Annotated in this window: 21 protein-coding genes and 2 riboswitches; of the genes, 18 read left to right on the top strand and 3 right to left on the bottom strand. The window is 28.8% G+C overall.

The window, feature by feature from the left end; genetic code table 11:
* The first annotated feature begins 199 nt into the window (after positions 1-199).
* A complete protein-coding gene (locus B3W71_RS18590) occupies positions 200-1591 on the top strand; it encodes a PLP-dependent aminotransferase family protein (RefSeq protein WP_346890425.1) in 1392 nt (463 codons plus the stop codon).
* Between the two features lie 114 nt (positions 1592-1705).
* Positions 1706-2557 carry a DegV family protein gene (locus tag B3W71_RS18585; RefSeq protein ID WP_346890424.1) on the top strand — a complete coding sequence of 284 codons (852 nt, stop codon included), beginning with the start codon at positions 1706-1708 and terminating at the stop codon, positions 2555-2557.
* 152 nt (positions 2558-2709) lie between these two features.
* Here the strand turns inward: B3W71_RS18585 and B3W71_RS18580 are convergent, their stop codons facing one another.
* Positions 2710-4053, bottom strand: coding sequence for a S41 family peptidase (locus B3W71_RS18580; RefSeq protein ID WP_346890423.1), 1344 nt, complete (start codon positions 4051-4053; stop codon positions 2710-2712).
* A gap of 192 nt (positions 4054-4245) precedes the next feature.
* On the opposite strand from B3W71_RS18580, the gene B3W71_RS18575 reads away from it, so the two are divergent.
* The 4 genes from B3W71_RS18575 (at position 4246) to abc-f (ending at position 8190) form a co-directional block, all read left to right on the top strand.
* A complete protein-coding gene (locus tag B3W71_RS18575) occupies positions 4246-4389 on the top strand; it encodes a hypothetical protein (RefSeq protein ID WP_346890422.1) in 144 nt (47 codons plus the stop codon).
* Positions 4390-4500: 111 nt separating this feature from the next.
* A complete protein-coding gene (locus B3W71_RS18570; protein WP_346890421.1) occupies positions 4501-4803 on the top strand; it encodes a hypothetical protein in 303 nt (100 codons plus the stop codon).
* A gap of 63 nt (positions 4804-4866) precedes the next feature.
* A riboswitch (THF riboswitch) is annotated at positions 4867-4962 on the top strand.
* Between the two features lie 58 nt (positions 4963-5020).
* On the top strand, positions 5021-5587 hold the full coding sequence (locus tag B3W71_RS18565; RefSeq protein WP_346890420.1) for a folate family ECF transporter S component: 567 nt from the start codon (positions 5021-5023) through the stop codon (positions 5585-5587).
* Between the two features lie 704 nt (positions 5588-6291).
* Entirely contained in the window at positions 6292-8190 is a 1899-nt protein-coding gene (gene abc-f, locus B3W71_RS18560; protein WP_346890419.1) for a ribosomal protection-like ABC-F family protein, read from the top strand.
* Between the two features lie 422 nt (positions 8191-8612).
* On the opposite strand, the gene B3W71_RS18555 is transcribed toward abc-f, so the two are convergent.
* A complete protein-coding gene (locus B3W71_RS18555) occupies positions 8613-10040 on the bottom strand; it encodes an alanine/glycine:cation symporter family protein (protein ID WP_346890428.1) in 1428 nt (475 codons plus the stop codon).
* Positions 10041-10344: 304 nt separating this feature from the next.
* A complete protein-coding gene (locus B3W71_RS18550) occupies positions 10345-10767 on the bottom strand; it encodes a hypothetical protein (RefSeq protein WP_346890418.1) in 423 nt (140 codons plus the stop codon).
* Between the two features lie 837 nt (positions 10768-11604).
* On the opposite strand from B3W71_RS18550, the gene B3W71_RS18545 reads away from it, so the two are divergent.
* The 12 genes from B3W71_RS18545 to B3W71_RS18490 all read left to right on the top strand — a co-directional run bounded on the left by B3W71_RS18545 (position 11605) and on the right by B3W71_RS18490 (position 25490).
* Entirely contained in the window at positions 11605-12549 is a 945-nt protein-coding gene (locus B3W71_RS18545) for an ABC transporter ATP-binding protein (protein ID WP_346890417.1), read from the top strand.
* Between the two features lie 25 nt (positions 12550-12574).
* Positions 12575-14239 carry an ABC transporter permease subunit gene (locus B3W71_RS18540; protein ID WP_346890416.1) on the top strand — a complete coding sequence of 555 codons (1665 nt, stop codon included), beginning with the start codon at positions 12575-12577 and terminating at the stop codon, positions 14237-14239.
* A 289-nt stretch (positions 14240-14528) separates the two neighbouring features.
* A riboswitch (cobalamin riboswitch) is annotated at positions 14529-14705 on the top strand.
* A gap of 330 nt (positions 14706-15035) precedes the next feature.
* The gene (locus B3W71_RS18535; protein WP_346890415.1) at positions 15036-15938 is read left to right on the top strand and encodes an energy-coupling factor transporter transmembrane component T; all 903 of its coding nucleotides are present in this window, start codon (positions 15036-15038) and stop codon (positions 15936-15938) included.
* A 99-nt stretch (positions 15939-16037) separates the two neighbouring features.
* The gene (locus tag B3W71_RS18530) at positions 16038-17564 is read left to right on the top strand and encodes an ABC transporter ATP-binding protein (protein ID WP_346890414.1); all 1527 of its coding nucleotides are present in this window, start codon (positions 16038-16040) and stop codon (positions 17562-17564) included.
* Positions 17565-17566: 2 nt separating this feature from the next.
* Positions 17567-18208: an ECF transporter S component gene (locus B3W71_RS18525; RefSeq protein WP_346890413.1), complete on the top strand. Its 642-nt coding sequence runs from the start codon at positions 17567-17569 to the stop codon at positions 18206-18208.
* Positions 18209-18289: 81 nt separating this feature from the next.
* Positions 18290-19474, top strand: a complete 1185-nt coding sequence (locus tag B3W71_RS18520; protein WP_346890412.1) for a prenyltransferase/squalene oxidase repeat-containing protein — start codon at positions 18290-18292, stop codon at positions 19472-19474.
* 127 nt (positions 19475-19601) lie between these two features.
* Positions 19602-20048 carry a DUF4430 domain-containing protein gene (locus B3W71_RS18515; RefSeq protein WP_346890411.1) on the top strand — a complete coding sequence of 149 codons (447 nt, stop codon included), beginning with the start codon at positions 19602-19604 and terminating at the stop codon, positions 20046-20048.
* Between the two features lie 298 nt (positions 20049-20346).
* On the top strand, positions 20347-21621 hold the full coding sequence (locus tag B3W71_RS18510) for a hypothetical protein (RefSeq protein WP_346890410.1): 1275 nt from the start codon (positions 20347-20349) through the stop codon (positions 21619-21621).
* A gap of 259 nt (positions 21622-21880) precedes the next feature.
* Positions 21881-22588: an ABC transporter ATP-binding protein gene (locus B3W71_RS18505; RefSeq protein ID WP_346890427.1), complete on the top strand. Its 708-nt coding sequence runs from the start codon at positions 21881-21883 to the stop codon at positions 22586-22588.
* On the top strand, positions 22588-24159 hold the full coding sequence (locus B3W71_RS18500; RefSeq protein WP_346890409.1) for a putative ABC exporter domain-containing protein: 1572 nt from the start codon (positions 22588-22590) through the stop codon (positions 24157-24159). The genes B3W71_RS18505 and B3W71_RS18500 overlap by 1 nt, the downstream gene beginning before the upstream one ends.
* Before the next feature lie 412 nt (positions 24160-24571).
* The gene (locus tag B3W71_RS18495) at positions 24572-24973 is read left to right on the top strand and encodes a DUF4430 domain-containing protein (protein WP_346890408.1); all 402 of its coding nucleotides are present in this window, start codon (positions 24572-24574) and stop codon (positions 24971-24973) included.
* A gap of 1 nt (position 24974) precedes the next feature.
* Positions 24975-25490: a hypothetical protein gene (locus B3W71_RS18490; protein WP_346890407.1), complete on the top strand. Its 516-nt coding sequence runs from the start codon at positions 24975-24977 to the stop codon at positions 25488-25490.
* Positions 25491-25526 lie beyond the last annotated feature (36 nt).

The following is a 25526-nucleotide window of genomic DNA, read 5'->3' as shown; positions in this document are numbered from 1 at the left end:
ATCTTTGACTTATTATTTATTTTCAGATGCCTTAATCTTTGTTGCAACAAAATTAGGTAATGAATAATTTGAAATTATTATCTGCTTTTAGAAGCACTTGAATATATTGGTGTCCCTATATATAATATATATTGAATTTGTCGTTGTTGAAATGCACAAAATATAGAATTTTAATATGGACAGTTTTAAGGAGAGTTTTATGAATGAAATTAAATCTAATATAATAAATCCTAATGATCCATCAGATACACCACTATACATTCAACTATATAATCATTATAAAGAGCTTATATCATCAGGAACGCTTAAAGCTGAAAGTAAGTTGCCATCCATTCGTAGATGTGCAAAGGAGAGGATGATAAGTCGTACAACAGTTGAGGCTGCATACTTACAATTAGTAGCAGAAGGTTATGTTACTTCACGACCAGGCAGTGGATTTTATGTAAGTGAACTAAATTATAAAGATATCCACAGAGTAGAGCCAGTACAACATAGTAAATCTAGAGAAGAAAACAAACCCTTATATGATTTTGCTACCTACGCAGTGGATTATAAAAGTTTCGACTTTGACTTATGGAGTAGGTATATAAAAAGTGCACTTCGTAATGAAGAACGACTTTTATCCTATGGAGATCCTCAGGGAGAGTATGATTTAAGAGTAGTATTATCTAAATATGTAGCAGAGAGAAGAGGAGTAATTTGCACTCCAGAACAAATTGTAGTTGGAGCAGGAGTACAGAGTTTACTGCAAATTTTATGTTCATTAACTGGAGTTAGGTCATCAGTGTCTTTTACAGGCGCTAGCTTTGAGCAAGGAAAGGCAGTATTTGAAGATAGAGGCTTTATAACTAGAACATATAAGAGTATAGATAGAGACTTATCAAAATTTAAAAAGGATAAAGTGCAGTTAATTTACACATCACCTTCTCATATAACACCATGGGGAGAGGTTATGCCAATACAGACTAGATTAGCACTATTAGCATTTGCACAAAGGGAGAATTGCTTAATAATTGAGGATGATTATGATAGTGAATTTCGATATTATAGTCGTCCTGTACCATCTCTCCAGGGATTAGATGGAGGAAATAAGGTAGTATATATGGGAACTTTTTCACGATTATTAATGCCATCTTTAAGAATTAGTTTTATGGTATTATCTAAAGATTTAACTGAGGTGTATAAAAAGCGAGGAAGAGTTTATAATCAAACGGCGTCAAAAACTGAACAAATTGCCCTATGCAAATTTATTAACGATGGACATCTTGCTAGACAAATCAGAAAAGCAAGAAAGTTATACATGACTAAGAGCCAACAATTGTGTATAGCAGTTAATAGGGTGTTTGGAGATAGGGCAATTGCAATACCTGGTTCTGGAGGATTTTTAATACAGATGGAAGTTAAAAGTGATTTATCAGCTGAAGAGTTAGTAAAAAGAAGTGCTAGAGTAGGAGTTTTATTACGTACATTTGAAACAGATGAGGAGGAGAAATATCCAAGATTATTACTATCTTGTTCAGGAGTGGCAGAAGAAAATTTTGAAAAAGCATTAAAAATACTAGAAAAAGAATTCTTTAAGAATGAGCTATAATTCATTCCATAATGTTCTATGTATAATTATGTCTTTTTCAGTTGTATTATAGGGAAATAGATGATATAATCCGAATACACTTTGTTTATCAAAGGCATTTAGGGGGGGATTAACATGAATAATATAACAATACTATGTGACAGTTCTGTAGATTTAACCGTGGAATATATGAAGAAAAGAAACATAGAATTTTTATCATTGTTGGTGGATTTAAATGGACATGTATATAAGGACAAAATCGATTTATCAAATGAGGAATTTTATGAAGCAATAAAACATAAGGATACTACAGTTAAAACTTCACAAGTTACTCCTTATGAATTTGAAAAGTTTTTTAGGAAAGAATTAGACAAAGGTAATAAAGTTATTTGTCTTACTTGTTCTAGTAAGTTATCTGGGACAAACAGTTCAGCCAATATAGCCAGGATGCATTTAGAAGAAGGCAGTGAAAATATTTTCGTTGTGGATACTCTTGTAGCCACTGGAGGTTTTGGATGTTTAGCAACTGTAGCCGCAGATATGAGAGATAAAGGATATTCTGTAGAGAAAATATTAGATGAAATAAATGATTTAATAGGAAGATTAGAAACTTTAATTGTAATGGATACAGTGGATATGTTAAAGCGTGGAGGAAGAATATCTTCTGGAAAGGCTATTGTTAGTCATGTTCTTGGACTTAAACCAATTATAACATTGGTAGATGGAGCTCTTGAACCTTGTGGCAAGGCTAGAGGTAGGAATAAGGCTTTGAAGCATGTGATAGACATAATGAAAACTAGAGATTTAGACCCTAAATATGAAATAGCTCTTTCTCATGCAAATGATTTAGATGCTGCTAATCAAGCAGCAAAGTTAATAAAATCTGAATTAGGTACAAATAAAATAATTATCAATGAGATAGGTACAGCAGTGGGTACCCATTCAGGGCAAGGGGCCTTGGCGCTATTTTTTATTAAAAGAAAGTAATGTGTTATAGGGAAAAATCTCATGGATATATTATCGTGAGATTTTAATTGAGAAATTTTGCATGACAATTATGTATGGGGTGATATTTACTATATTTATAGTAAATATCACTCTTTTATATGAAAATTAAATTAAATATATATTAAAAGTTCTTACTTATAATTTTTTACTGCTTCATAAACATCATCAATTCCTTTTATATAGTTATCAAAGGATTGCTCTACATTAATATTTGGTATAAAGTTTGAATCATACATATCAGACAGTATGAAAAGTTTGGTTGAGTAACTAACTTGTAGTTTTGAATTTGGAAGGGTAATAATTTTTATATCTCCATAACCGTTTACATTTCCACCTGTTGGCTCCCCTATAAAAATAGGACTTAAGCAATTCTTTAAGTCTATGCAGGCAAATACTCCTGATGAAAAAGTTTCTCTTCCAATAAGAACAAATATATTATCAGATTTTTTTAAGGTTTCTATATTAGAAAGCTTTTCGGCTAATTCAGTCATCAATGATGAGTCTCCACCAGTATTATTTCTTAAATCTATGATAAATTTATCTATTTTATTGTTATTGATAGCAGCTATTAATTCTTTGGAAAATTCATCAAATTTGGGATAAGACTCATAATCTTCATATCCATATCTTTTTGCAACAGTTTTATCTATGCAAGCATTATATTGAAAATATAGAGTATTCTCTTCTTCTATATATTTATACCAATATAAATTTGCGTAGGGATCCTCAGATATATTTTGTAATTTAATAGGTTTTGTATGCATTAATTCGGCTAGAGATGTTAGCTTATCTTCAAATATATTTATTCTAGGTGTTAGATTTAAATCTAACGTACTACCATCGTCATTAATAAGAGTAAACTTAACTTCATCTTTAGTGGATATTTCTAAAGAACTTAATACATCCGGTAAAGTTAGATATTGTGTGTTCATAACCTTTAGCCATTGATCATTTTCATGGGATATCAAAGAATTTATTTTTGATATTATATCATTTATAGGGAAATCATTTATAGAATGCAATTTATATCCTAGATAATTTTCATTATCCTTATTAATTTTTGATACTCTTATATCCTCACCAAACCAATAAAAACTTATGGGATATAGTTTATCTTTATTAAATCCTAACTCAATTGCAGTATGAGCATCCCCAACGGAGGCTACAATTTGGGATAATCTAATTTTTATTTCATTATCATTAAGGTTAGGAAGCTCTTCTCTTAGTTTATTAAATTTTTCATTATATTCTTCTTTAGTAAGGGTATGATATACATTTTTATGTTTTTTAGCTAGGGTAGTTTGTAGATAATCTATATCTTCTATCCAGTTGTTTTTACTAGAAGGCATATTGTCAGGTGAAGAGTAATCTGCCTTATTATTTAAGTATAGATAGATTAGTAGTGAACTTATTAAAAGTACAATAATAAAGCTAAAGGTATATAGCATTAATTTTTTATTTGTAGATTTGTTCATATATGCTCCTCCTAAACTATTTATTGAATGTAATTGAATTATATTGGTATTATTCCATTATGTAATATAAATGTTATAATAATCATAACATGATTTCTGTATACTTACCAAGTTATGATTATAAAGAAAATTACTTACTTTATACATATTTATTATGGAAATGCTAATACTATCTGCACGGGAGGTGATATTATGCAATCTTTTAATGAATATAAATTCGCTAATGTAACAGATGAAGAAAGACAAATGCTAACTAATCTTGAACAAAGCATGTCAAAGAACGAAAATAAGAAAGTAGTTTTAATAGCTTATGAGAATTCAAATGCCGAGAGTTAATCTCGGCTTTATTTATTTTAGAACAAAATAACCATATATATAAGGCTCCATATATTAATAGTAATAAGGTAATAGGCTTTATTGAAAATATATAAATAAGGAGCTAAACTTATGGTAATATCAAAAGTACTAAGAAGTTATGAAGTCAAGAATTTAAATGAAGAAGAATTTATTAAAGTTGTAGTTAACTCATTAAGTAGAGAACTACATAGAGAAATTAAGATAGAAATTATAAATGACGAAAAATTCAAAATCATTATAGATAAATATGAAATACCTATGAGTAAAAGACTTATTAGAGGATTGGATAAGCCTTATGGAGTGGATATTTATATATTAGAAGAGGCTAGATCTCAGGGGTTTGAGTTTGATGATGAGATTAATAGGTACATCAGAAATTGCTATGAAAAATGAATAAGATATTGAACTATATAAATTCTATGAATAACTATTTATGTATGATATACTGTGATTATAAGCAGAGTAAAGGTTTGTGCGTTAAGTGCTGAGTGAACAGGGAGTTGTCACCAGACGAAAAGGTAACTTGCGGTACTTACTTTGATTCCCACTGCTACATATTAATAGGATTTCTCCTTTTTTATGTGGCTATTATGAAAAGGAGGTTTTTTTTATGTTTTTTTCTAAAAAAACGGGTAACATGTTGGGTTTATTAAAGGAGTCTTCAGCCCATTTAAAAAAGACTTCATCATTAACTAATCTAGCTTTATTTGCAGCCCTTAACATTATCATAGGCTCACTATTTATTGAGTTAAATAGTACCCTTAGAATAGGGTTTTCATTCATTGTAGTAGGGGTATGTGCCTTATTTTATGGGCCTGTTGCCACTGGATGTGTAGGGGTAGTTGCAGATATAATCAAGTATATTATACGTCCTAGTGGTCCATTTTTTATTGGGTTTACACTTAATGAATTCATAGGAGGATTTTTAACAGGACTCATATTATATAAGAAGCCTGTGACTATAAAGCGGGTTTTTTTTGCTAGGCTAGTAGTGATAGTTACTGTAAATATAGTGCTTACACCAATATGGTTGTCTATTCTTTATGGAAAGGGAATAATGGTATACGTATCAGCACGTATAATAAAAAATATTATTCTTTTACCTATAGAAACTATAATGTTATATAGTGTATTAAAGGCAGCTGAAAAGGCAAGAAGAGTGCCAAGCTTCAAATAATAATTAATCGACCTTGATAATTCTTTTAAATTCCCTTAGAAGAATTATCAAGGTTTAATTTTTATAATTTATTTTCTACATTTAATCATTTAACTGTTATTTTATTGAAAAGATTCTCTAAAATAGATTTCATAACTTTAATCTACTACAGAGCCTATTTGACAGAATCTATATAGTATTGAGCAAATATAAACATAAAAATACAAAAATGTATTTACAAAAATGAATTTAAAAGTTAAAATATGTATGTAAAGAAAGAGAGGAATGTAAGATGAAACTGTATAATTGCTAAGATTAAATCTATTTTAATTTATTTTAAATAGACATTATTTATTAAGGAGTAATATTTGCTTGAAGATATTCAGGTTTATTTGTGTTACCCATTTATAGATATAGCAATTTAGAAGAAAACTTACATTACTAAATTTAAATTTGATAAACAAAATGTTAATGGAGTACTTGTATCCTTAGAATAATAGAAGTATTAGTACGTTGTATTTCGTTATCATTTCAATAGTTTTAAATTTTAGGCTGTAAGAAGATATCTTCTTATAGTTTTTTTATTATAAAGAATTAAATAGTATTTATAGATGAAGAACAAATTAAAGACTTGTGATAGTTTAATAAAATATTACCTCATTTTAATATGAATTCAAGGTGAGATTTACTTAAGCATAAAATATGAAAGAAGGCAGGGGATTTTTATGATGGAATTATCCTTTAATAATATAGTAAAATATTTAGGCTCAACTCAAGTGTTTAAAGGAATAAGTTTTCAAATATATGATAGAGAACGTGTAGGAATAGTAGGAGCTAATGGAAGTGGGAAAAGTACAATTCTGAAGATTATAGCAGGAATAGAGGAACTAACTAGAGATGATAAGGGAACTATAGCTATACCAAGAGGAGCTACTATTGCATATCTTGAACAGATTCCAAATTACAATGAGGGAGTAACGGTTAAGGAAGTTTTAAATCAAGCTTTTGGAGAACTTCACTCTATAGAAAGTAATATTAAGGCATTAGAAGAAAGGATGAAATTAATAGAAGGGGATGAGCTAGAGAGAGCTTTAAAGGAATATAGTAGATTACAGCAAGAGTATGAGGTCAAAGACGGCTATGAGCAAGATGAAAAACTAAGCAAGGTATGTCAAGGTCTCAATTTAACAGAGAACTTTATAAATAAAGAATTCAATATTTTAAGTGGAGGAGAAAAAACTACAGTAATTTTAGGAAAGATTCTTTTACAAAATCCAGATATATTACTTCTAGATGAGCCTACAAATCACTTAGACATGCAATCGGTGGAATGGCTTGAAGGATATTTGAAGGGATATAAGGGAATTGTCATTGTTGTATCCCATGATAGATATTTCTTAGATAATGTAGTTACAAAGATAATTGAACTTGAGGACATGTATTGTGAAATTTATAAAGGAAACTATTCATACTATGTTAATCAAAAGGAAGAAAATATGCTTATACAATTTGAAAACTACAAAGAGCAACAAAAGAAAATAGCAGCTATGGAAAAGGCTATTAAGGACTTAAGAGATTGGGCTATAAGGGCAGATAATAATAAGTTTTTTAAAAGAGCAGCTAGTATGCAAAAAAGTCTTAATAAGATGGATAGAATAAGCAAACCTAAGTTTCAAAGACAAAATATGAAATTATCCTTTAATGAAGCAGAGAGATCTGGAAATGATGTAATTGTAGTGAAAGATTTATATAAAAATTATGGAGATAAAGAACTCTTTAGAGATGGAAATATGCAAGTAAACTTTGGAGAAAGAGTAGCTTTAATAGGAGCAAATGGAAGTGGTAAAACCACTTTTTTAAAGATGGTATTAGGAGAAGAACAACTGGATGGTGGAAGTACAAAAATTGGAGAAAGTGTAAAAGTTGCTTACTTACCACAGAATATCACCTTTGATAATGAAGAAGCTACTGTGTTAGAAACTTTTAGAGAGAATTTTTCTATTCTTGAGGGAAAAGCAAGGGAATATTTATCTAAGTTTATGTTTTATGGAGGAAATGTATTTAAAAAAGTAAAGCATCTCTCAGGAGGGGAAAGAATTAGACTTAAATTAAGTCAATTACTATTTCAAGATATAAATTTACTGATAATGGACGAACCTACAAATCATTTAGATATTGATTCAATAGAAAATTTAGAAGAGGCATTAAAGGAATTCAATGGTACGATTTTCTATATTTCTCATGATAGATATTTTATCAATAATATCAGTAACCGTCTAATAGCAATTGAAGATAAAAAGTTTACTAGCTATGAAGGTAATTATGATAATTATAAAGAAGAAAAAATTAAAATAGAATCACTTATAGTTAAAGAAGAAAAGGTAAAAGTAGAAAAAGTAAAAAAGACTAAAGTAGTGGATGAGAAGAAAAAGCTTGAAAAAGAAGTTGAAAAACTAGAGGAAAAAATAGATTACCTTGAGGAGAAAGTAAAAAATATTGAAAAATTGATGGTAGAAAATGCTTTAGACTATAATAAATTAAATGAGCTTCAGCTTGAAAAAGATCATGTTGAGAAAGAACTAGATGAAACTATTTCATTATGGGAAGAAAAAAGTATTGTTTAGATAGATTATTAATCAAGGTAAAGAATTTCTTTAATATGAGGATATTATATGAATAGTTACACTTAAAAACTATAAATTGTCTTTATAAAGTTAGTGCTTCACTATACAGAAAGTAAACAGAGTTCTTTGCTTCAGAGGAGGGGTTTCTACCACTGAAGCTTACTAACAGAATTNNTAGGGAAAATCGTTATCCAGGGTCGTAGCCGCTCTTTAATCCCACTTTGAAGAAGATGGGAGTATTAGAGCGGGTAGTCATCGGATAAAAAGAAGCTGTCTCAAAATAGTTCATAATCTTTATAAAATGTTGAGTTTGCATTTTAATATTATTGATAGGCGATGTCCTTTCAATAATTAATAATATATTGCATGTTCACCATTAATATAAGATTTAGCATATTTTGAGATAGCTTCTTAAATTTATATTAAGCTATATCTTCATCAGTATCATCATCATTGTCATCTTCCCATGCTTCAGTATTTTGAAGTCCTGGAACTGATGAAGCTTTAAAAATAGGATCTTTACCAGCTTTTTTCTGGCGAGAATAATCATCAAGAGCAGCAAAAGCATATTTCCCAAGGAATAGAATAGCAACTAAATTTATAACTGCCATAAAGGCCATAAATAGATCTGCTAGGCTCCAAACTAGATCTAAAGAAGCTAGAGAACCCATAAATACGGTAAGAACAACAAAGGATCTAAACACATTAAGAATTACTTTATTGTAACTTATAAATTCAATATTAGCTTGTCCGTAGTAATAGTTACCTACTATGGAGCTGAAAGCAAATAAGAAAGTACATATAGCTAAGAAATAAGTTCCAAATACTCCAATTTGAGAACTTAGTGCACTTTGAGTAAGTTCAATACCAGTTAAAGTAGTTCCAGCATAATCACCAGAAATTAATATTATAAAGGCTGTACATGTACAAATTGCTAGAGTATCAGTAAAAACACCTAAAGTTTGAGTAAGTCCTTGTTTTACAGGGTGAGAAACGGTTGCTGTAGCTGCTGCATTAGGAGCACTACCCATACCAGCTTCATTAGAGAATAATCCTCTTTTAATACCTTGCATTATAGTAAATCCAAGTCCACCAGCTGCAAACTGCTTTATACCAAAGGCATTTTCAAATATTAGTGCGAATATGCCAGGAATAGATTTGATGTTAATTACCACTACTATAAGGGCAACTAAGATGTAAGCAGTAGCAAAGATTGGAACTATCACTTCAGAAACCTTTGCTATTCTTTTAACTCCACCGAAAATTACCAAAGCTGTTAAAACTGATAAAATTATACCCATTACGACAGGACTAATACCAAAGGCATTTGTAAATGCTAAAGTCGTTGTATTAGACTGAGCGGCATTAAACACTAATCCAAAACATAGAGTGGTTAAGATAGCGAAAATTACACCAATCCAACGCTTTCCAAGTCCTCTTTCAATATAATAGGCAGGTCCACCTAAATAGTTACCATCTTTATCTTTAGTTTTATAAATTTGAGCTAAGGTACTTTCTACAAAACTAGAAGCACCTCCAATTAAAGCAATAAGCCACATCCAAAATACTGAACCAGGGCCACCAGCAGCCACAGCCATGGCAACTCCTGCAATATTACCAGTACCAACTCTAGAAGCTGTACTTATACAAAATGCTTGAAAGGATGAAATTCCATCTTTCTCTTTTTTATCACTAGGCATTAAAAGTCTAAACATTTCTTTGAAAAATCTAAACTGAACAAACTTTGTCCTAAATGTGAAGTATATGCCTAATCCAATTAGTAAAACAATAAGTACATAAGACCACATAAAGTTGTTAATAACATTAACTTTATTAGTTAAAAAGTCCATAAGAGTAATTAACATATTTTTAATAGAAATTAAAAAATCCATAATTCATCTCCTTATCTAATTAAATTTTTATTTGATTCTAAAAGTTATAATCTAAAACTATAATAATTATTGAAAATAAGACAATAAAAATAAAAATATATGAATAATTCAGTGTATTATTTATATATTATACATAATTACAAAGAAAATCAAGAATATTTATTAGGAAATTAAATCTAATTTAATATCCATGTAAATAAAATAAAAGAAAAAGCTACCGGTATGTAATTAATACTGATAGCTTAAGCATTTATATTCAATTTTAACTTTTCATTTTAAATTCATGTAAACATCTCTTACAGGTAACGGTTATCTTTCCTTTACCTCTGGGTAATCTAAGCTTTTGTCCACACTTTGGACATTTGACTATTTTATAATTCTTCTTTTCGGTAAACCATCTTTTCAAGTTGTTAAAAATTGGAGTGCAATCGCTCAAGTGAAATACAGGAAGATTGCTAGGAATTGCCCTATTAAATTTACTTAAAAATCTATTGGCATACATGCAGAACTTTCTATGTTCTTGCTCACGCTTTTCAATGTTTCTGGAAAATACTCTATATAATGCATAAAATAAAATAACTCCTGCTAGAAGACGAGTAACAGAAAATAAATTAAATATAGATGATACTAGAATAAGAAATATCGAAAATAAGTCAAGCCCATAGGATTCATTAAAAAAATTCATATGATCACCTCTTTAAATATGATTATAGCTAAGGTCTATTAAGATAATAAAATTTAGGGTACGTTTTAATTATATAAATGACACATGTCCCTTGTACTATATTATAGTACAAGAGGACAACATATTTAAAGAGATTTATGAGGAAAGATTTTTAATATTTTATGAAATATAATCCATAAAAAGTATTAATTATCTATTAAAGGTAAAATATAAATTATGCAAGCTAACCTATTACATCTTACTATATTAGCTAAATTTAGAGTTTATCATAAACAGAATTCTTTCTCCTTTGGGGAGATTGTTATCCAGGGTCGTAACCGCCCTTTACTCCCACCTTGAATAAGGTGGGAATATTAGAGCGGGTAGTCATCGGATAAACAGAGTTCTTTGTTTCAGGGGGTTTTTGCTCCTACTGAAACTTAGAAATCGTTATCCAGGGTCGTAGCCGCTCTTTACTCCCACTTTGAATAAGATGGGAGTATTAGAGCGGGTAGTCATCGGATAAAAATATCAAAATATCAAAATATATAAAAGTTTAGATATATGAATATGTAAAAATTTTTATATATAAATAGGTAAATATAGAACTATTTTAAATTTTTCATATTTAACTAGTTGCTTTATTAATGTAGATTTAAGGGAGCTATATTTGAAATAGCGGTAATAAGAAGAGATTATCAAACATTAACAAAATATGAATTAAACTATTAAGAAATTATTACTTTTAATATAAATTTTAAGGTGATTATTACATCTTTCTTACAAATGGAGGAAAATTATTTTCAAAAGATTGAAGTTGATGTATGCTAACATCATCAAAGATTATGAGGTGAGAAAATGTCTAAAGTTTTAGAACTAAAGAACGTTACTAAGATTATGGGAAACCGTAGAATAGTTGATAATGTGAGTTTTGAAGTAAATTCAGGAGAAATATTTGGTTTCTTAGGGCCAAATGGAGCTGGTAAAACTACTACTATTAAGATGATTACAGGGCTTTTAAAAATTGATGAAGGTGATATTTTAATTAGTGATAACAATGTTAAGAAAAACTTTGAAAAAGCCCTTTCAAAAGTAGGAGGAATTATAGAAAATCCAGAAATGTATGGATATCTTACAGGGCGTACTAATTTAGAGATATATGGTAGAATGCATGGCAATATTTCTAAGGAACGTATTGATGAGGTTATAAAGTTAGTAAAGCTTGAAAATCGTATAGATGATAAAGTGAAAAAGTATTCCCTTGGTATGCGCCAAAGACTTGGGGTTGCTCAAGCGTTACTACATAACCCAAAACTTTTAATTCTAGATGAGCCTACTAATGGATTAGACCCTATGGGAATTAAAGAATTGCGTAATACCTTAAGACATTTAGCAGAGAAAGATGGACTAGCAGTTCTAGTATCAAGTCACTTGCTTAGCGAGATGGAGCTTATGTGTGATCGAGTTGGAATAATTGATAATGGAAAAATTGTTGATATAAAAACTCTAAAAGATATTAAAGAGCAAGATATCTCAAAAGAAATAACTTATGAAGTAGAGGTAAACAATTCTAACTTAGCAAAAGAAATTATAGAGAATACTTATAAAGAAAAATCTAAAGAAATTATTATAAGTTATAAAGAAAATAAAATATTAATTTCATGTTCTCATAATGAAATTGCAAATATTAATAAAACTTTAATTATGGAGAATATATTGGTTTACACTATTACTCCTATTAATAACACCCTTGAAGATGAATTTATGAAGATTACAAAAGGTTCGAAAACACAAATAGTGTAATATCTTAGAAAAGGAGAAGGTTTTAATGAGGAAAGTATGTGGACTAATAAAAAATGAATTAATAAAGCAATATAAAAAAATTAGCGTTAAAGTAATAGTTGTTTTAATACTTTTAGCTAGTATAATGCTTCCTGTTGCTTTAAACTTTTTAAGGAACAGAAATCAGGAAAATTGGTATATAGATAGCTACAACCAAGATATTCAGTGGAAGCAAACAGAAATAACTAATATTGATACAAGCAAGAAAAATAAAGATATTCAGAAAAAAGTGTATGAAGAAGACATTAAGATGATACAGACTTTAATAGATAATAATGTTTCTTGGGATGATTGGAGACATGAAATGGCTAGACAAGCTAGGATTAAATCAAAAGAAGCAATTATATTATCAGGGATGGCTGAAGGACTAGCTGGTGAAGAGTTATTTTCTAATATACATGAATTTGATATAAGTATGTTTAATGAATATATGAATATGGACAAAGATGAACTTGAAAAAGCAATAGATTCTAAAAATAAAGAAAGCAAGGAATTATATGATTCTGTTATAAAGAATGATTACTTAGTTTATTTAGAGAAGAGTATTAAATCTTCTAAGGAGGAAATTAGAAATATAGAATCAACTATTAAGACCTCTGAAGAAGAAGTTAAGAAAAATTCTGATAATAAAAATTTAGTTGCAGAATTAGAAAATTCGAAATTTCAACTAAAAGCCTTAGAGGAAAGACTTAAAGCTACTGAATATAGATATAATAATAAAGTTCCTTATGACAATAAGGATTGGAAGAATAATACTATAAGGGATATTGCATATAATATTGATGAAAAGAATGAAAGGTTACTTGGTGAAACAGAATTTACACAATCCAATAGTGAGAGAGTTGCAAAAGGATATACTTATGAGCAATATAAAAAAGACTATGAAGATAGAATTAAATCTATAGAACAAGCTATAGATCTTGATTGGTATAGCCTTGAAAACAATATTTCACAAATTAAATTTGATAATGATATTAGAAATTCTGTAGATACTACATATTTAATGTATGTAAGTATTGCAATTATACTATGTATAATCATTGGAGGAGGAATAGTTTCTTCAGAGTATTCTACAGGTACCGTTAGATTACTTATGATAAGACCAGTATCTAGATGGAAAATTCTACTTTCAAAATTAATATCAGTATTTATTATAGGATATGGAGTACTGCTAACTACAGTTGTATTAAATATTATATCTAGTGGTATAATAAATGGATTTGGAGGCCTTGCTACAAAGGTTATATCATTCAGTGGAGATAAGATTGTTGAACAAAACTTTATAATTTCTATTATACCTAAGCTCTTATTTTCAAGCATTAGTTTAATATTTATAATAGCATTAGTATTTGCAATATCTACTATTATAAAAAATACAGCTTTAGCAGTTGGGCTTACTACTGTAGCATATTTAGGAAGCTCAATAGCTACAATGATTATGGCAGGCTTAGGCATGAAATGGGTAGGAAAAACTATATTACCATACATGAATTTATCAACTTTCATTACAGACCCTAATTATGCTGAGAGGTTTAAAATTAATGATATAGTGTTAAATCCAACTATGGGAGCAATTCAATTGCTTGTATTTGCAACTATACTAACTATAGCTTCATTCCTAGTATTTGAAAAAAGGGATGTAAAAAATTAATTTATATTAATATTATTTATCCTAATATATTTATAAAACTCTGTTATAAAAGGCTTCTAGATTAAATCTCTGGAAGTCTTTTGTAATATACAAAGTAATATTAAAGATAAGAAAAGTAGTAGAAATTAAATATCAAGAAGTGAAATAGAAGCTTAGTAATTCATTAATTTTTGAAAAGTGGGGTTGACAATATTAATCTAGTTAAGTAGAATAGTAGCTGTAAAGAGGTTGTAATTTGTTAAAGGGTTACATATTTACGTTCTAAAATAAGTAAAGTCAAAATACAATTAAATATATAGAGTCCGATAGGTGTACTAAGTACTTAATAGGGAATTTGGTTAAAATCCAAAGCTATCCCAGTAACTGTAGGTGAGGACGACTTAGCAAAAGCCACTAATTAATTTTGGGAAGGCGCTAAGAAGTATGATTCACAAGCCAGGAGACCTGCCATAGGATTATGAAATTTGATACTTTCTGAGGAAGAGTTAAAAAATTTAGCCAGTGATGAGTTTAGAGGCAGGACATAGCTAGATATTCGTATAGAAGTTATGCTGTGGATTAAAGCGTAGTAACTTTCACTTATTTAAATTTAGTATATTCCAAGATAGGTATCAATGATATCTATCTTTTTTTATTGTATTTAAATCCTTAGGAGAATCTACAAAGAAGTAGATTGTAGTTTATATAAGCTATTTTAAAAGCTTTAATATAAACTATAAAGTTACAAAGTGGTAACTGTCTCCTATAAAATACGTGAGCATATTAATATAGGCTGCATATAGCTTGGAGGTATAAAGTGTTATTTTCGTTTGTAAACTTAAATCCATATTTAAATTTAATATATTTTATTTTTTCTATTATAATGCTATATTCAAGCGAAAATCCAATTGTTGCAGTTGTATTTTTAGTGATTACTTTAGTTATTAACTTAAAGTTTTGCACTCAAAACTTTAGTCAATATATAAAAATTTTTCTACTTATGTCCCTTTTAGTGGTTTTAATAAATCCACTAGTTTCACACAGGGGGATGACCATTATGTTTTATATTGGTTATACCCCCATAACCCTAGAAGCTACTATATATGGAGTAATTGCTGGTATTAAGCTGTTCTCATTATTGCTTCTTGGAAATTATTTTAATGTAATAATGGATTATGAAAAGCTGAGCTATGTATTATCTCCCTTAGGAAATAATCTTAGCTTAATTATAAGTCTATCTGTGAAATTTATTCCTGAGTATTTAGAAAAGATAAAAAGTATTAAAGATACTCAAAAGACAAAGGGGATAAGTATTGAGGATGGCAGCAAGATAGAAAGAGCAAGAGGTCTTAGTCATATATTAAATGCATTCTTTTTTATAACTTTGGAGCAAGGGATTATAACTATAAAATCTATCAAATCTAGAGGGTATTTAAATAGAGATAAAAAGAAGAAAAAGACTATTATCTTTAAAGCTATTGATTATATATTTGTTGGGATATGTGGATTATGTATAACTTTGATATTTATATTGAAAGACTCTTATAAATATGAAATATATCCTAAGGTTAAGCCTATAACTATTAGTTTAGAAATGATGATTGCAATTATTGCATATATACTATTCTTGTCCATGCCAATCTTTTTACATTTAGGGGAGAAAGTATATTTAAAGTATAAAGTAACACAGAAAAATTCATTTTTGGTAGAGCAAAAATAGTTAAGACTTTACAAGGAACGTTGATATTTTTTACAGATGTAAGTTTTAAATAGCATATTAATCAGTATATTAGAGCACCAAGAAAGGTAAGTAGTGTATATGAGCTTTATAAGTCTAGAAAAAGTTAATTTTTCTTATTCGGGGTCAAAAGTTAAAGTCCTAAAAGATATAGACTTACAAATAAATAAGGGAGAGTTAGTACTCATTATAGGGCCATCAGGAGGAGGAAAATCTACTTTATTATCTATGCTTAAGCATGAGATAACTCCAGCAGGAGATCTTGAGGGAAGCATATTAATTGATGGAACTCAGGTGGATAAGCGTAAATTTAATGATGTAGGATATTTATTTCAAGACCCCAATGCACAACTAGTTAGTGATAAAGTTCATGAAGAACTTATATATTCACTAGAAAACTTAAATTTAAATGAAGATGAGATAAATGAGCGTTTGGGAGAAATTGTTACCTATCTTAATCTGAATTCTATACTAGATAAAAATGTACATACATTGTCTGGAGGAAATAAGCAAATTGTAAATGTTGCAGCTTTGCTTCTAATGCATCCAAAGATTTTAATATTAGATGAGCCAACATCTCAAATTGATCCAATACATTATGATGATATTGTAAATTTAGTATTAAAGCTTAATAAAGAAAATAAGATAACTACAATAATAACAGAGCATAGATATAGTAGATTATTTTATGAAGCAGATAAAGTCATTTTTATCGACAATGGTGAAGTTTTATTATGTGAACCTCCTGATAATTTCATAGGAAAGTTAAAAGACAAACTAGGAGATTTAGTGCAACCTTTTGTAAAAGAAATTACAGGAGAAGTTGATTTAAATATAGATGGATGTATTAAGGAAAAAGAAATAACAAAAGAAGTAATAAAAGAAGGTAGAGAACCTATTCTAGAGGCAGAGAATATAAGCTTTTCCTATGATAATAAATTGCTGAATTTAAGCTATGTAAACTTTAGTGCCAGAAGTGGAGAGATATCAGCAATTGTAGGAGCTAATGGGTCTGGAAAGACTACATTTTTAAAGCTATTATCTGGAATATATTATCCATTGACTGGTAGCTTTAAGTTATGTGGAAAAAAGTATGGAAAGCTTAAAGATAAACTTTTTAAACTAATTGGATATGTACCTCAAGATGTAAATGAGTTTTTCACCTTTGATAATATAGGCGAGGAATTTAAATTTTTGAAAAGTAAGCTAAAGGAAGATTATGATGAGGAGCTATATAATGAATTAAAGGATGAATATAATCTGGAAGAGTTTTTAAATAAGCATCCTGTAGATATTAGTGGTGGTGAAAAACAATTAATAATTATAGTACTTCAAATACTTAAAAAATCTAAACTCTTGATATTAGATGAGCCAACTAAGGGTTTAGATCCTATTTTAAAAAAACGTCTAGGGGAAACATTGATAAAAGTGAAAAGTACGGGTACTGCAGTAGTATTAGTAAGTCATGATATTGATTTTATATATGACTATGCAGATAAATGTTCAATGATGTTTAATAGGAAGATTAGCAAGGCAACTGAAGTGAAAGAGTTTTTTAGAAATAAGCTTTTTTATCTTCCAAAACAATTAATAAAATCTAGGAGATAAATATGGTATATTTTTTAATTTTATTATTTTTGATAGCAGGAGTAACTAAAAGTAAAGTTATCATGACTTTAACTATAATATACTCATGCATATATGTTTTTATTAAGGGTAGAAGGGCTTTTGAAAATCTTGAAGTTGAGGAAGTAGTTTTAATTGCAATACTTTCATCTATTGCAGGAGTAACTAGAATTCCCTTTGCATCCATTCCTAGCTTTCAGCCAACTACAGCTATAGTAATAATTGTAGGCATGGTGTATGGAAAAAAGATTGGTTTTATAACTGGTCTTATAGCAGCTTTTGTTTCTAATATGTTTTTAGGTCAAGGACCATGGACTCCTTGGCAAATGGTTGCTTGGGGTACTTGTGGTTTCTTTGCTGCTCAATTGAATGGAAAAAATAAATATATTATCTATAGTTATGGATTTATAACTGGCATACTTTTTGGGTGGTTTATGAACATCTGGCATATTATCGGTTTTGTGGAAGTTATAAATTTAAAAACTATACTTTTATCCTATATATCTAGTTTTTATTTTGACATAATTCATGGAGTAGGAAATGTATTATTTTTAACATTGCTTATGCCAAACTTATATAAGTTCTTAGATAGAATTAAAGTGAAGTATAACATATTAAAAGTTTAGAGTTTTTAAATATATAGTAAAGAATTATAGATCCAATGACTTATAATTCTATAGAAATATGAAATTTTACGGAGGACAAATATGAAAAAAGTAAAATTGTTTTTAGCAGCAGCGCTTATAGGTACCACACTGACAACAAATATATTACCAGTAGTGGCCTATGCAAATGATATAGATTCAACAGTTAGTACAAGAGAAATAACGAATCAAGTTAAGGTAGAAAAATTAACTTTGGATCAGGCTATAGCAAATACAATTAATTACTATAGGAATTCTAATAAAGAACTAGATTCATGGTGGCAGATAGTAGCGTTAACTGGAGTAGGAGAAGATGTAAGGGTATCTCCATATACAATACCAGCTTGGGATGAAAATACTGTAACTGCAGATACATATGCTGGGAATGATGCAGGAGTTATTATAGGACTTATTGCAAAGGGAGAAGATCCTAAGAATTTTCATGACAAAAATTTTACAGAAATTCTTGCAAAAAAACAAAAAAACTCCTCAGAGAGCTTCAATGGTGCAAACTTTAATATGTGGGCTATAACAGCTTTAGAAATGTCAAATCAAGAATATGATAAAGAATTTGCACTAAAAACTCTTTTAGAATATCAAATGGATGACGGTGGTTATGGATTTAGCAAGGCTTTGGGTAGTAGTACTGATATGACAGGAGTGGCTCTTGTATCTTTATCAATGCTACAAAAGGATGAAGCCTTTAAAAGTGATCCAAGGATTAAAGAGTCTATAAATAAAGCTTTAAATTATTTAGAAGCATCAAAACTTGCAGATGGAACTTTTATAGGCTATGGAAGTACAGATGTATCTGATGCAAACTCTACAGCTATGGCAATTACGGGTCTTTTAAGTGTTGGTGAAGATTTAGCATCAGAAAGATGGAGTGGAGTTAACACAGGTATTTTGAATATGCAAGTAACTGAGGAAGATGCGGCAGCAGGTAGTGGAATTAAAGGACAATTTTTCTGGCAGAAGCCAACAGCTAATGAGTTAGCGACTAATCAATCCTTAATTGCTATTGGAGATATAAAAGCAACAGAAAGTATATGGTCTAAATTAGATACTCAATATGAAAATTATGAAACTGGAAAAGAAAATCTAGGGCTACCTTCTAAAGAAAAATCTGAGAGTGAAGGAAATAATGATAATAGAGTATATATGGCTATAGCAGCTTTGGTGATTATAGGAGGAACAGCTATGGGATTTCTATTATATAAAAAGCTCAGAAGAAAAATAGAAAAATAAGAAAGGGGCTTCCGCAAAATGAGCTAATCTAGATAAATATTGAATAAGCACTTANNAATATTTTATATAAGATTAGTAATATATTTTGCGACAGCTCATTTAACAAAACTCAAGAGAGGTTATAAAGATGATTAAATATAATAAAAAGGATCATAGAAATATAAAAATATCTATGTGCATTGCTGTATTGATAATGTCACTTATATTTATGATAGGGTGCTCAAAAGGTAGTGAAGGAAATTTATCAGTAACATATTCAATTATAGGGTCAAATAAGGAAGAGTTTATACTTAAAGATTATAATATTAAAGTTAATGAAGAAACCACTGTATATGAAGGATTAGCTATGACATGTAAAGAGAATAAAATACCATTAAGTACTACAGGTAAGGGAGTAACTGTGTATATTCAAGGAATTAATAGTTTATTTGAATTTGACGAAGGACCTAAAAGTGGATGGATTTATAGAGTTAATGGAGAAATTCCAGATAAGAATGCAGGGACTGTAATGCTTAAAGATGGAGATAAAGTAGAGTGGTTATATACAAAGGAACTAGGAGAAGATTGGAAATAGTATTTATAGATATAACTAAATAATAGATAAAATGTAATACAAATAAAAGTGATTAAGACTATAGTGTATATAGAAAATGTAGTCTTAATCACTTTTAAATATTAATAAACTTTAACTTATGAAGTTAATTTAATAATATACATTTTATACATAAACAACTCAATACTAGTACCATATAGTTTATAGATGTGATATGATAAATTAAGGAAATAATGGTAATTTATATTTAAGAAATGTAATTACATTTATATGAAGTAAAATTATAATAAAGTATATGGTTTCTAAGGAGATGATTGTTATGAATAGTAATGTAGGTGAAAGCTATATAGAAAATATCAAAGTTTTAAAGAATTTGTACAGAGACATTTGGTGGAGTATGCCTACATATGTAGATATGCCCTTAGAAGCTAATGGATATATTAAAAAGAAAAAGTATGAAAAGAAATTTGAAGAGCTTCTAGATAAAGTTATTAAAATTATTGAAGGATTTCCATTAGAAGAAGAAAAGAGATTGCTGTGGAAGAAAGATAGTAATGCTTTAATAGAAGATATGATATTAGGAGAAGAGTTATTTAAACTTGGAGCTATAGACACAAAAATGAAGGATCAATTTTTTACAACTACTAAGGTCTTTATAAATCAGTGTAGAACATTTGATAAAGAAATGAGTTATGAAGATATAGGTCAGGCTATGAGAAATGTATGGATTATAAGTCTTCTTCAAAAGATGAAAGATATAGATATTTCCTTTACTATGGCTATCTTTGGATACAGTATGTTATATCCATATACTGATAATTATTTAGATAATGCAGAAATATCTATGAAAGAAAAGAGTGAATTTAATCATAGGCTTTATAAAAGATTATTGGGGGAAGAGATAGAGGGGAGAAATAATCATGAAAGACGGGTATTTAAGTTAGTTGAGCATATAGAGTCTGTCTTTAGTAGAGAAAAGTATCCAAAGGTTTTTAAAGGTCTATTATTAATTTATAAGGAGCAAGTTAAAAGTCTAACTCAGCAAGAAGGAATAAGTAATCCCTATGAAAGAGATATGCTAGATATATCTATTGAAAAGGGTGGGGCATCCGTAATCGTAGATGGGTATCTTATAAATGGAAGTCTAACTAGAGATGAAGAGATTTTTACATATGGGTATGGATTTTTACTTCAATTATGTGATGATTTGCAGGATGTAAAAGTAGATTATGAGAATAAACATATGACTATAATGTCTCAATTGGTTGGGAAATATAAACTGGATAATATCGTTAATAAGCTTATAAATCTAACTATTCATGTGTTAGATGATGCAACTTGTTTTAAAGGAAAGAATATTAATGAAGTAAAAAAATTAATAAAAGATAATTGCATATTAATGATAATTTTTGCCATTGTTATGAATAAAGACTATTTTTCAAAAGAGTATATAAAAGAGGTTTCTAAATATTTACCTTTTACCTTATCATATACTGAGAATATAAAGGAAAATCTAAGAAAGAAATTTGCAAATGTAAAGAAATCTTATAATGGTGCCACTGTAGAAGAAATTATCTATTATTTAATTGAATAGGAAAAGTAGAGAATAGTCATAGTTTATCTTGAAAAATTTGAATTTAATTTATAAAATCTCTGAAATTCTTTATTAATATGAAAGAAGAAAGATGATATGATTAAAATAGTTTGTATGTTTGAAAGATTAATTATCCTTGCAATTACTAAGAGTTATGTATAAAATATTAACATTAGTAATTAAATTAGGGGAAAATGTAGATAACTACCAATAGTAAAGAGACTGTTATAAATAAAATTATTGAGAGATGGTGATTAAAATATTAATTGTAAATAATGTGACTAAAAAATATGGGAAATTTGTAGCTAACGATAATATAAATTTTCAAGTTAATGATGGTGAGATAGCAGTACTTTTAGGACCTAATGGTGCTGGAAAATCTACTATTATTAAATGTATATGTGGACTTTTAAGATTTCAAGGAGATATATCTATAGAAGGCTTTGAGAATAAATCCATAGAAGCTAAGAAAAGAATTGGATATATACCAGAAGTTCCTGTACTTTATGACATGTTAACTGTGGAAGAACATCTAGAGTTTATTGCTAGAGGATACAAGCTTACGGATTGGAAGGAATATGCTGAAGAGCTTTTAAATAGATTTGAGCTAGCTGATAAAAGAAAAAAATTTGGAAAAGAACTCTCTAAGGGAATGCAACAGAAGGTGAGCATATGTTGTGCACTGCTTCCAAAACCTAAGGTTATAATTTTTGATGAACCATTAGTAGGACTTGATCCACACGGAATTAAAGCTTTAAAAGAATTAATAATAGAGCTGAAAAATCAAGGAGCATCGATGATAATAAGTACTCACATGATTGATAGCGTAAAGGAATTTTGGGATGTAGCACATATAATGATGAATGGAAAAATTGCTGCAACAAAGATAAAAGAAGATACTGATAAATCTAATGAGGGATTAGAAGAATTATTCTTTCACATCACTGAAGGAAAGGGTGATCAGTAGTGAAAGGAATTATTTATCTATGGAGGACAACCTTAAAGAATCAAATAAAGGATTTGAAAAATCATCCGGGCAAATTAATAGGATATATAATTATAATAGCTTTAATGGCCTTTGTGCTTATAAGTTCAGCTATGACTTCTAATAGTGCTGATGGAAAAAGTTTAAGATCAATGTCAGAATTAGGAGCAATTATATATGCACTATTTATGTTCTTGTTTATAAGTCAAATTATCCAAGGTTTATCTTCAGGAGCTACATTTTTTAAAATGGCTGATGTGAATTTACTTTTTGTTTCTCCTATATCATCTAAAAAAATATTGATATATGGACTTGTAAGACAGCTAGGAATGTCTTTACTTATTTCTATATTTATACTTTTCCAAGCTAGTATACTTAATCAGACTTATGGGGTAAATATTATAGGGGTAATAATGATATTTATAGGTTACTTTGTATTAACTTTTATAAGTAGTATTATGTCTATGGCTATTTATTCAATTACTAGTGGTAGTGAAAAGAAAAAGAAAATAGTGAAGGTGCTAATTTATCTTCTAGTTCTACCTGTAGTAATATCTATTTTACTTAACATAAAAGGCGGTGGAAGAGGAATAGAGGCTATAGCTAATGGAATAAATGAGGGCTATCTAGAGTATATTCCATTTGTAGGATGGCTAAAGGCTTTAATTTATGGATTTTTGATAGGTGAAAATTCTAATGCGTTAATCTATATAATATTAACAATTCTAGGTATAGGTTTAACTATATTTATTCTTATGAAAAGTAAGAATGAATATTATGAAGATGTGCTTCAAGCCACAGAAACTATGTATAAACGTAAGGAAGATGCAAAAGAAGGTAGAATAGTAGATACTAAAGATACCAAGAAAATAAAACTAAAAAACAGTGGAATAAATAAAGGAAGAGGAGCTTCTGTATTTTTCTTTAAGCATATGTTGGAAAATAAGAGAGCGGGAAAATTATTTTTGGATAATACTACTTTAATTCAAATAGTAGTGGTGGTTATATTTACATTAACTATGAAGGAAGTAGGAAGCATAGTAGCTACCTTTGCTATGGCCACATATATTCAATTATTTTTGACTTTTACAGGTCGATGGGTAAGGGAACTAAAAATGCACTATATATACTTGATTCCTGAAAAGTCACTTAAAAAATTACTATATATCATTTCTGAAAATTTGATAAAGTGTATAATAGATGGAACTATACTATTTGTTATTGCAGGAATAATATTAGGTTCGTCACCTATAGAAATATTAATATGTATAATAGCAAGAGTAGGATTTGGCATGTTATTTATATCAGGAGATGTATTGTCTCAAAAAATATTCAAACAGGTTACAGGTAAAGGCTTACTAATGTTTTTAACCATATTGGCATTAATAATACTTGCTTTGCCAGGAATTATAGGTGCGGTAGTCTTAGCTATAGTATTGGAGCTAGGCACAATATCTATAATAGCTACGTTCATATGGAATATATTTATATCTTTTATAATCATGTGGTTATGTAAAAATATATTAAATAATATAGAACAAAATTTAGTATAAGTAAATTTATAATTATTCAATTTACGCAGGTATATATAAGATATGATAAATGTTAAGTTTCTGTTAAAAACTATTTTTGAAAAGTATAAAAGTATAACTATAATGAAGTTTTTATTATAATAATCATGTAATTTGAATAGAACAATAAAGTACTTATTTAAGTGATACATGTATATTTATGAAAAGTTTTAAAACTATGAATGAATCATAAAATATCAAATTCTATTATGCATATATAATATTAAATAATTTATATGTATAATAGGATTTGAATTAGAATACATTGATTTTATAAAACATATATGATAGCATGGAAATGGAGTTTTTACATAGGGATAAGACTAATAGTAGTCATGAAAATCTCTCTTTCTCTGTTGAGGGGGAGTTATTTTATTTATTAGGAGGAGAAGATATGAAAAAAAATATGAAGGCAATAATAATTTCTTTAATAGTTGTAGTTATTGCAATTGGTGGATTTTTTATCTATAAAAATTTCAATTCAAAACAAAGAGTTGAAGGGGATAAAACTATAGAAGTTACTGTTATAAGTGAAAAAGATAATTACAAAAAAACTCATACACACTCTACTAATGAAGCAACCTTAGGCAAAGCATTAGATGAAATGGGAATAATTGTTGCTGATACATCTCAATCTATTAGATTTATAACAGGAGTAGATAATATAACTGCAGATGGAAGTAAGCAAGAGTGGTGGAATTTAAAAGTAAACGGAGAAAATTCTCAAGTTGGTATAGATGATGCTGCTATAAAAGATGGGGATAAAATAGAGCTTATACTCACAATAGGTTGGTAGTATGTATAAAACTAAGAATTTAATAATATTATCATTACTTGGCGCACTAATGCTAGTATTGCAGGTTATGACGAGTAGTATACCTAATATAGAGCCAGTATCATTTTTGTTAATAATATATACCTTAGTATTAGGTAAGCAAGCGCTGGTAGTTGTAGTAGTATTCAACTTTCTATTAGGTCTTGTTAGTGGAATGGGAACTTGGTGGTTTGGATATTGGGTTGTTTGGCCTATGTTGGTATTTATAGTATTATTATTTAGAAAAATAATAAAGGAAAACTTCTTAGGGTGGAGTATTGTATCTGGTGTATTCGGTATGTTATTTGGTGCCCTATACTCAATACCTTATATATTCACAGTATCTAAAACCTTTGCTTTAACTTATTGGATCAATGGAATTCCATATGATTTAATTCATATGGTTGGAAATTACTTTATTATGTTAATACTTGGCAAAAGGGTATATGATTTATTAAAAAAATTAGTAGCAAAATATGATTTAAGTGCTAAATTTTAAAGTATTTAACTTAGGCACTATCAAATAAATAATAGA

Origin of the sequence: Clostridium sp. UBA1056, from assembly GCA_002316385.1 — a bacterium.
GTDB lineage: Bacteria > Bacillota > Clostridia > Clostridiales > Clostridiaceae > Clostridium_J.
Note: the sequence above shows the minus strand (reverse complement) of the source record. Positions and strands in the feature narration are given on the sequence as shown.